Annotated in this window: 7 protein-coding genes and 1 pseudogene; 6 read left to right on the forward strand and 2 right to left on the reverse strand. The window is 68.0% G+C overall.

The annotated features are described in order from the left end of the window. Nucleotides 1–931 (forward strand): dual-specificity RNA methyltransferase RlmN (gene rlmN / locus AC5E6L_RS12045; protein ID WP_491773572.1); only part of this gene is annotated, 931 nt, incomplete at its 5' end. Nucleotides 932–935: 4 nt separating this feature from the next. On the opposite strand, the gene AC5E6L_RS12050 is transcribed toward rlmN, so the two are convergent. Both AC5E6L_RS12050 and AC5E6L_RS12055 read right to left on the reverse strand, forming a co-directional pair. Further along, nucleotides 936–2,021, reverse strand: a complete 1,086-nt coding sequence (locus tag AC5E6L_RS12050; RefSeq protein WP_491773574.1) for a TraB/GumN family protein — start codon at nt 2,019–2,021, stop codon at nt 936–938. A 70-nt stretch (nt 2,022–2,091) separates the two neighbouring features. Next, complete coding sequence (locus tag AC5E6L_RS12055; RefSeq protein WP_491773576.1) at nt 2,092–3,030, reverse strand: tyrosine recombinase XerC; 939 nt, start codon at nt 3,028–3,030, stop codon at nt 2,092–2,094. Nucleotides 3,031–3,106: 76 nt separating this feature from the next. Here AC5E6L_RS12055 and rimM point away from each other — a divergent pair, with 76 nt between their 5' ends. The 5 genes and pseudogenes from rimM to typA all read left to right on the forward strand — a co-directional run bounded on the left by rimM (nt 3,107) and on the right by typA (nt 8,141). Continuing rightward, nucleotides 3,107–3,646: a ribosome maturation factor RimM gene (gene rimM / locus AC5E6L_RS12060; protein ID WP_491773578.1), complete on the forward strand. Its 540-nt coding sequence runs from the start codon at nt 3,107–3,109 to the stop codon at nt 3,644–3,646. Continuing rightward, nucleotides 3,643–4,325, forward strand: a pseudogene (trmD, locus tag AC5E6L_RS12065) (tRNA (guanosine(37)-N1)-methyltransferase TrmD). Before rimM ends, trmD begins: the two are co-directional and overlap by 4 nt. A gap of 197 nt (nt 4,326–4,522) precedes the next feature. Then, the gene (gene rplS, locus AC5E6L_RS12070; RefSeq protein WP_491228367.1) at nt 4,523–5,047 is read left to right on the forward strand and encodes a 50S ribosomal protein L19; all 525 of its coding nucleotides are present in this window, start codon (nt 4,523–4,525) and stop codon (nt 5,045–5,047) included. A gap of 249 nt (nt 5,048–5,296) precedes the next feature. Beyond that, nucleotides 5,297–6,097 (forward strand): transporter substrate-binding domain-containing protein, encoded by an 801-nt coding sequence (locus AC5E6L_RS12075; protein ID WP_491773580.1) that lies wholly within the window; start codon nt 5,297–5,299, stop codon nt 6,095–6,097. A 223-nt stretch (nt 6,098–6,320) separates the two neighbouring features. Beyond that, nucleotides 6,321–8,141, forward strand: a complete 1,821-nt coding sequence (gene typA, locus AC5E6L_RS12080; RefSeq protein ID WP_491228365.1) for a translational GTPase TypA — start codon at nt 6,321–6,323, stop codon at nt 8,139–8,141. Nucleotides 8,142–8,400: the final 259 nt, after the last annotated feature.

Raw genomic sequence — 8,400 nt, forward strand, 5'->3', positions numbered from 1 at the left:
GGCCGACGGCACCCGCAAATGGCTTCTGCGCTTTCCGCCGCGCGGGGCGGGGCGTCCGGTCGAGGTCGAAACCGTCTACATTCCCGAAGAAGGGCGCGGCACGCTGTGCGTCTCCTCGCAGGTTGGCTGCACGCTGACCTGCACATTCTGCCACACCGGGACGCAGACCCTGGTGCGGAACCTGACCGCGGGCGAGATCGTCGCCCAGGTGCTGCTGGCCCGCCGCCGGCTGGGCGACTTTCCCGATGCCGGCACGCCGGCCGGCGCCATCGTTCCGTCCCAGGGCCGCAAGGTCTCCAACATCGTGATGATGGGCATGGGCGAGCCGCTCTACAATTACGAACATGTGCGCGACGCCATGCGCATCTTCACCGACGGCGAGGGGCTGTCGCTGTCCAAGCGCCGCGTCACCCTGTCCACCTCGGGCGTGGTGCCGAAGATCGGCCCGGTCGGCGCCGAGACCGGCGCGATGCTGGCGATCTCGCTGCACGCGGTGACCGACCAATTGCGCGACGTGCTGGTGCCGATCAACAGGAAATACCCGATCGCGGAGCTGCTCGATGCATGCCGCGCCTATCCGGGCCTTTCGAACGCGCGCCGCATCACCTTCGAATATGTGATGCTCAGGGGCGTCAACGACAGCCTTGCCGACGCAAGGGAACTTGTGCGGCTGCTGAAGGGCATTCCGGCCAAGATCAACCTGATCCCGTTCAACAAGTGGCCCGGCTCGGACTATCAATGCTCAAGCTGGGAACAGATCGTGCGGTTCGCCGATTTCATCAACGCCAATGGCTACGCCTCGCCGATCCGCACGCCGCGCGGCCAGGACATCCTCGCCGCCTGCGGCCAGCTCAAGTCCGAGTCCGAACGCATGAAGAAGACCGAGCGGCTGGCCTACGAGGCGATGATGATCGCCGGGCACGGCGATTGACGCTTCACTCGTAAACCGGGGTCACCTTATAGCCCGCTTCGGCGAACAGGTTGGCCAGGCCCTCTTGGCCGGGCAGGTGCAAGGCCCCGACAGCGATGAAGGCGCCGCCCCTTTCGAGCCATGGCGCGGCCCGCTCGGCCATGGTGCGGTTGCGCGCGGTCACCATGGCCCGTTCGAACGCCGCATAGCCGCGCTCGTCTTCGGTCGCCGCGGGCGTGAGCGCCCGCAGCGCCGGCCAGACGAGTCCGATCCGCCCCGCTTCGTAAAGCGCGATCATCGTTTCGATCACATCGTCGATCCGCGCGCCGAGGGCGACGGTCTCGACCAGCCCGCGCACGTGAAACGCCATCGGAAGCGAGGCCATCGCGTCGAACTGCTCGACGATTGTCTCAAGGCCGACCAGTTCCTTGCCGGCCGCCTGGGCCCGGCGCGCAAGGGCGATGTCCAAAATCTCCGCGCCCGCCCGCTTGCGCGCCGTCTCGCACTCGGGCAGCGCGACCATGGCCGCGACGAGCCACGGCTTCATCCGATCGATGAGCGCCAGTTGCAGCCCGCGTTCGGAAAGCCCGCGGCGAAGACGCCCCTCGTCGGCGTCGGTCAGGAAGTCGCCGATCCGCCGGTCGTCCGTGAACATGGTCAGGTCGGGCCGGCCCATCAGCGCCGCCTGCGCCGCCGCCGGATCGAGGATCTCCGTGGTCTCGATGACGACCGTGTCGGCCGCCTCGAACGCGGCCCGGGCAAAGGCCGGCAGGTCGGTGACGCGCGGATCGGTCATGTGCATGGTGCCGAACAGGAAGGACGGCGTCCGCCCGCCACTTTCGATCCGGTAGAGGATCGCATCGCCGTTGAGAACCGACGCGCCCTCGGCGAGGATGCGCGCATGCATCGCAGGATCGCTCGTTGCCATCTCGGCCAGAAGGTTGGTGCCCGCGCAGGCCGGCTGGGCCGCCTGCGCGGCCCGCGCCGAGACGGCAAGCGCGGTCAGAAGAACCAGGACGGCGACCGTCAGGTTGACGGCGGCGATCAGCTTGAGGGCCACCGCCGACAGGCGGTCGGCCGGCGCCACGAAAGACAGGGAGCGCGTTTTCATGGCCGCAGGCTAACGCGGATTGACGACGAAACCGTAAAGCGGATTGGTTCACATTTTATGGAAATTGGGATCAGGCGCGCGGATGGGCGGCGCGCCAGGCGTCAAGCAGGCGCGTCGCGTCGACGCCAGTATAAAGTTGCGTCGTCGACACGCTGGCATGGCCGAGCAGTTCCTGGATCGTGCGCAGATCGCCGCCTGCGCCCAGAAGATGCGTCGCGAAGGAATGGCGCAATGCATGCGGCGTGGCCGTGTCGGGCAGGCCCAGAGCACAGCGCAGGGCGCGCATGTCCCGCTGCAACACCTCCGCCCGCAGGGCCCCGCCGCGCACCCCCCGGAACAGCGGCGTGCCCGGGACGAGCCCATGGGGGCACTGGCTCCGATAGGCCTCGACGGCCTCGAAGACCACCGGCAGCAGCGGCACCGTGCGCGCCTTGCCGCCCTTGCCGGTCACCGCGATCGACCGGGCGGACCGGTCGCTCAGATCGCCGCCGTCGAGCGAAAGCGCCTCGCCGATGCGCAGCCCGCAGCCATAGAGCAGCGTGAGCACGGCGCCGTTGCGCGCCCGCACCCAGGGCGCCTCGTTGAGCTGTTCGCCGGCATCGACCACACGGGCGGCGTCTTTAACGGTCAAGGGTTTGGGCAGCGATCTGGGCTGGCGCGGCGCGCGCATCGCGTTGGCGGCGGCCGCGCTGGCCAGCCCCTCGCGCTCAAGATGGCGCAGAAAGGAGCGCACGCCGGCGAGCCCGCGCCCGACCGTGCGCGTGCCCGCCCCTTGCGCGCGCCGCCGCGTCAGGAAGGCGCGCAGATCCATCGGCCTGAGGTCGGCCACCTGCCCCAGGCCGGGCGGCCCGCCCTGATGGTCGGCCAGAAAGTGCAGGAACTGGCGCGTGTCGCGCTCATAGGCCTCGATCGTATGGGCCGACAGCCGCCGTTCACCGGCCAACCTGGCTAGCCAGGCGTTGCGCGCGGCGATCAGGTCGGGGCGGGCGGGCACAAGCGCATCGGACATGGCGGCAGCATAGAGGCGCCAAGGTTACCGCTTGCTTGCTGTTGGCGCGGCGGCGAAAACCGATTATCGCCAACCGATGGAAACAAAGCCGCCAAATCCGGTTCTGATGGGCGTGATCGGCGCGCCGCACGGCGTGCGCGGCCAGGTGCGCGTCAAGTCCTATACGGGCGATCCGCTGGCGCTGGGCGATTACGGCCCGCTGTTCGACGGCGCGGGAAACCGCTTCGAGGTGGCCGGCATTCGCCCGGCCAAGACGGTCGTGGTGGTGACCTTCAAGGGGATCGCGGGCCGCGATGCGGCCGAAAGGCTCAACGGCACGGAACTGTTCGTCGACCGCGGCCAGCTGCCCGACGACGAACTGGAGGACGACGAGTTCTATATCGACGATCTTGTCGGCATGGGTGCCGTCGACGGCGATGGCGCACGCATCGGCGCGGTGGTCGCCGTCCATAATTTCGGCGCCGAGGACATGATCGAGGTGAAGCCGGCCGGCGGCGGGCGCAGCGCGCTGTTTCCCTTCACGCGGGACGTGGTGCCGCAGATCGACCTTGAGGCGAGACGGCTGACGCTGGTGCCGCCCGGCGAGATCGTCGCCCGGCGGGAGGAGGATGGATGACGTTCGCCGCCTCGGTGCTGACGCTCTATCCGGGCATGTTTCCGGGCACGCTGGGCCAGGCGCTGGCCGGCAAGGCGCTCGAAGCCGGCACATGGACGCTCGACGTGACGCAGATCCGCGATTTCGCCGCCGACCGGCATCGCAGCGTCGACGACACGCCGGCGGGCGGCGGGCCGGGCATGGTGCTGCGCGCCGATATCCTCGCCAAGGCGATCGACCATGCCTCGCCGCCGGACGATCCGCGCCCGCGCCTTCTGATGAGCCCGCGTGGGACCCCGCTGACACAGGCGTTTGCGCGCGACCTCGCCGCCGGGCCGGGCGCGGTGATCGTGTGCGGGCGCTTCGAGGGCGTCGACGAGCGGGTGATCGCGGCGCGGAGCCTCACCGAGGTTTCGATCGGCGACTATGTGCTGTCGGGCGGCGAGGTCGCCGCGCAGGTGCTGCTCGACGCGATCGTCCGCCTTTTGCCCGGCGTGATGGGCAATCAGATGTCGGGCGAGATGGAGAGCTTCGAGACCGGGCTTCTTGAGCACCCACCGAGTGGGAAGGCCGGACGATCCCCGAGGTCCTCGCATCGGGCGATCATGGAAGAATAGAGGCCTGGCGGCGCGCCGCGGCCGAAAGGCTGACGCGGGCGCGTCGGGCCGATCTTTGGGAGGAGCGCGGCGCCAAAAAGTAACCCGAACGGGTGACAAAGGCCGCTTTGTCCTGTATGAGCCCGCAGAATTTCGGGCCAACCGAAGTCTTTACAGCAAATACGGGCACGACCACCGCTCCGGCCGCAAAGGCCAGGCAACACGATCATGGCCAGGGCCATGCCATTGTGTGCCCCCGTCGGGCGCTCTGGCGGTTCAAAAGAACAAAAGGACGTATCCGATGGACATCATCCGCCAGATCGAGGCCGAGCAGGCCGCCAAAATCGCCGAAAAGCGCACCTTTCCCGAATTCTCCCCCGGCGACACGCTGCGCGTTCAGGTGCGCGTGACCGAAGGCAAGCGCACGCGCCTTCAGGCGTTCGAAGGCGTGTGCATCGCACGCGCCGGCGCGGGCCTGAACGAAAACTTCACGGTGCGCAAGATTTCCTATGGCGAGGGCGTCGAGCGCGTCTTTCCGCTCTATTCGCCGCTCGTTGAGAAGGTCGAGGTGGTGCGTCGCGGCAAGGTGCGCCGGGCCAAGCTCTACTACATGCGCGCGCTGCGCGGCAAGAAGGCCCGTATCGCCGAGAACACAGGCTCACGCGCCCGCAGGCTGAACGAGGCCGAGCGCCGGGCGCTGGCCGAAGAGCGCGCCCGCGCCGAGGCCGACAAGATCGCGGCCGCCCAGGCCCTGGCCGCCGAAAAGGCCGCTCAGGAAGCGGCCGAAGCGACGGCGGCATCCGGGGACGACAAGACCGGCGCATAAGCCCTTCCGCATCTGCGGGGACATCGCAGAGGGCGGGCGGCGCGGCCCGCCTTTTTGGTGTCCGGCGATCAGGCCGCATCCTGTCTTGTCTTTCGGTCTCGCTTTTCGGCGGTCGAGCACGCCCGCCGCGCCGAAGGCGCGCGCTGACGGCTTGCGCGGCCGCCCGTTCCACGCCAGAATCGATGCCGAACCGGCCCGCCGTGACGAGCGGCACGCCGGCGATGACGGCGAACAGCGAGGGAGTGCGTGATGGTGACCGGGCGAAGTGTGCTGAGCGTGGCGACGGCGGCCATGGTGGGGATGGCGACGGCGGCGGCCGCGATGGACCTGCCGGACCTTGAGGGCCGCACGATCACCGTCGTCACCGAGAACGCCTATCCCCCGCTCCAGTTCCTCGATCCGGCGACCGGCGAACAGATTGGCTGGGAGTATGACGCCATGGCCGAGATCGCCGAGCGCCTGAACGCCGCCATCATCTATGAGAACATCTCATGGGACGCGATGATCCAGGCGGTCTCGGACGGCCAGTACGATATCGGCATGACCGGGATCACGATCCGCCAAGACCGCACCCAGAAGGTCGATTTCTCCGACGCATACATGACAAGCCAGATGTTCATGCTGGTGCGCGGCGACGAGGAGCGCTTTGCCGATGCGCCTTCCTTTGCCGCCTTCGAGGACGGGCTCGTGGGCGCCCAGCCCGGCACCACGCCTTTCTATGTCGCGGTCTATGACATGCTCGACGGCGACGAGGGCAATCCGCGCATCAGGCTGTTCGAGACCTTCGGCGCCTCGGTGCAGGCTCTGCGCACCGGCGACGTCGACGTTGTGCTGACCGACGGCACCGCCGGCGAGGGCTATGTCAAGGCATCGGGCGGCGCGCTCAAGCTGGTCGGTGAGCCGCTCGGCACCGAAGACTTCGGCTTTATCTTCCCCAAGGGCTCCGATCTGGTCGCGCCGGTCAACGCGGCCATCGCCGCCATGAAGGCGGCCGGCACGCTGGACGCGCTGAACACCAAATGGTTCCTGGAGTATTCGCTGGGGCAATAGGACGATTGGCCCGATAATCTGCCGCGACATCCCCCCGTTTCAGCCTTCCTCCGGTCAATGTCGGAGGGAACGCATGGGCATCGCGCACGCAGTTGGACTTCGAGCCCGGCGTAACGCTCTTCCGACAGGCGGAGACGTTCGCGGAAGGGGCCCCGAATCCACTGGCTTTCCCGGCCCGCTCCGCCTATATGCGCCGCAACATCTCCGATTCCCGAGACGACCCATGTCCCTCCGCAACATCGCGATCATCGCGCATGTCGACCATGGCAAGACGACGCTCGTCGACGAACTGCTGAAACAGTCCGGCGTCTATCGCGACAATGAGCGCGTCGCCGAGCGCGCCCTCGATTCCGGCGACATCGAAAAGGAGCGCGGCATCACCATCCTCGCCAAGGCCACCTCGGTGACCTGGAAGGACACGCGCATCAACATCGTCGACACGCCCGGCCACGCCGATTTCGGCGGCGAGGTCGAGCGCATCCTCAACATGGTCGATGGGGCCGTCCTTCTGGTCGACGCGGCCGAGGGGCCGATGCCGCAGACCAAGTTCGTGGTCGGCAAGGCGCTCAAGGTGGGATTGCGCCCGATCGTCGCCGTCAACAAGATCGACCGGCCGGACGCGCGGCCCGATGCCGTGGTCGACGAGGTGTTCGACCTGTTCGCCGCGCTCGACGCCGATGAGGGACAGCTCGATTTTCCCATTCTGTATGGTTCCGGCCGCGACGGCTGGATGGCCGCCGCGCCCGAAAGGCCGGCCGACGCCTCGCTTGCGCCCTTGTTCGATCTGGTGCTGGCCCGCGTGCCCGAGCCCGCCACCGGCGAAGGCCCGTTCCGCATGATCGGCACGATCCTGGAGGCCAACCCGTTCCTCGGCCGCATCGTCACCGGCCGCATCCATTCCGGTTCGGTCCGGCCGAACCAGACGGTCAAGGTCATGGACCGCGACGGCGCGACCCTGGAGACCGGCCGCGTGTCGAAGGTCCTCGCCTTTCGCGGTCTTGAACGCCAGCCGATCGAGCAAGGCGCGGCCGGCGATATCGTCGCGATCGCCGGCCTGTCCAGGGGCACGGTCGCCGACACGTTCTGCGATCCGTCCGTCACCGGGGCGCTGCCCGCCCAGCCGATCGATCCGCCGACCGTGACCATGAGCTTCATGGTCAATGATTCGCCCCTTGCCGGCACCGAGGGCAGTCACGTGACCAGCCGCGTCATCCGCGACCGGCTGATGCGGGAAGCCGAGGGCAATGTGGCGCTCAGGATCGAGGATTCCGACCAGAAGGACGCCTTCCACGTCTCCGGCCGGGGCGAACTGCAATTGGCCGTGCTGATCGAGACCATGCGCCGCGAGGGGTTCGAACTGGCCGTCTCGCGGCCGCGCGTCGTCATGCGCAAGGACGAAAGCGGCCGTACGCTCGAACCCGTCGAGGAAGTCGTCATCGACGTGGACGAGGAGCATTCGGGCGCCGTCGTCCGGAAGATGAGCGAGCGCAAGGGCGAGATGCTCGAACTCAGACCCTCGGGCGGCGACCGGGTGCGGCTCGCCTTCCACGCGCCCACGCGCGGGCTGATCGGCTACCAGTCTGAGCTTCTCACCGACACCAGGGGCACGGCGATCATGAACCGGCTGTTCCACGCCTATGCGCCCTACAAGGGGCCGATCGCCGGCCGCAACAATGGCGTGCTAATCGCCAACGAGCAGGGCGAGGCGGTCGCCTATGCGCTGTTCAACCTCGAAGATCGCGGTGCCATGGTGATCGATCCGGGCACACGCGTCTATCAGGGCATGATCGTCGGTATCCATGCGCGCGACAACGATCTGGAGGTCAATGTGCTCAAGGGCAAGAAGCTGACCAATGTCCGCGCCGCCGGCAAGGATGACGCGGTCAGGCTGACCCCGCCGGTCGCGATGACGCTCGAACGGGCCCTGTCCTGGATCGAGGACGACGAACTGGTCGAGGTGACGCCGCAATCGATCCGCCTGCGCAAGCTCCATCTCGACCCGCACGCGCGCAAGCGGTTCGACAAGGCCCGCGCGAACGCCTGACCGCGCGCCGGCGCAACACGCTGTGAAATCGAGCGGGCCGGCCTGGAATCGGGGTTGCCCGAAGCCCGCCGCTGGCCCATGGTTGACCGATCATGACCGCGCTGACGATCGACATACGCCCGGCAGACCCGCGTGATGCGGCAGGCATCGCCGAGGTGCATGCGGCCGCCTGGCAGAACGCCTATGCGGGCATCATTCCCCACAAGGCGTTGCGCATGATGATCGGTCGGCGCGATCACCGCTGGTGGAGCCGCGCGAT

It is taken from the genome of Roseitalea sp. (assembly GCF_984466335.1).

Excerpts from the sequence above, each read along its gene's own strand:
- rplS (WP_491228367.1), top strand. The coding sequence starts at position 4,523 with ATGGACATCATCCGCCAGATCGAGGCCGAGCAGGCCGCCAAAATCGCC.
- AC5E6L_RS12055 (WP_491773576.1), bottom strand. The coding sequence starts at position 3,030 with ATGTCCGATGCGCTTGTGCCCGCCCGCCCCGACCTGATCGCCGCGCGC.
- AC5E6L_RS12075 (WP_491773580.1), top strand. The coding sequence starts at position 5,297 with ATGGTGACCGGGCGAAGTGTGCTGAGCGTGGCGACGGCGGCCATGGTG.
- typA (WP_491228365.1), top strand. The coding sequence starts at position 6,321 with ATGTCCCTCCGCAACATCGCGATCATCGCGCATGTCGACCATGGCAAG.
- AC5E6L_RS12050 (WP_491773574.1), bottom strand. The coding sequence starts at position 2,021 with ATGAAAACGCGCTCCCTGTCTTTCGTGGCGCCGGCCGACCGCCTGTCG.
- rimM (WP_491773578.1), top strand. The coding sequence starts at position 3,107 with ATGGAAACAAAGCCGCCAAATCCGGTTCTGATGGGCGTGATCGGCGCG.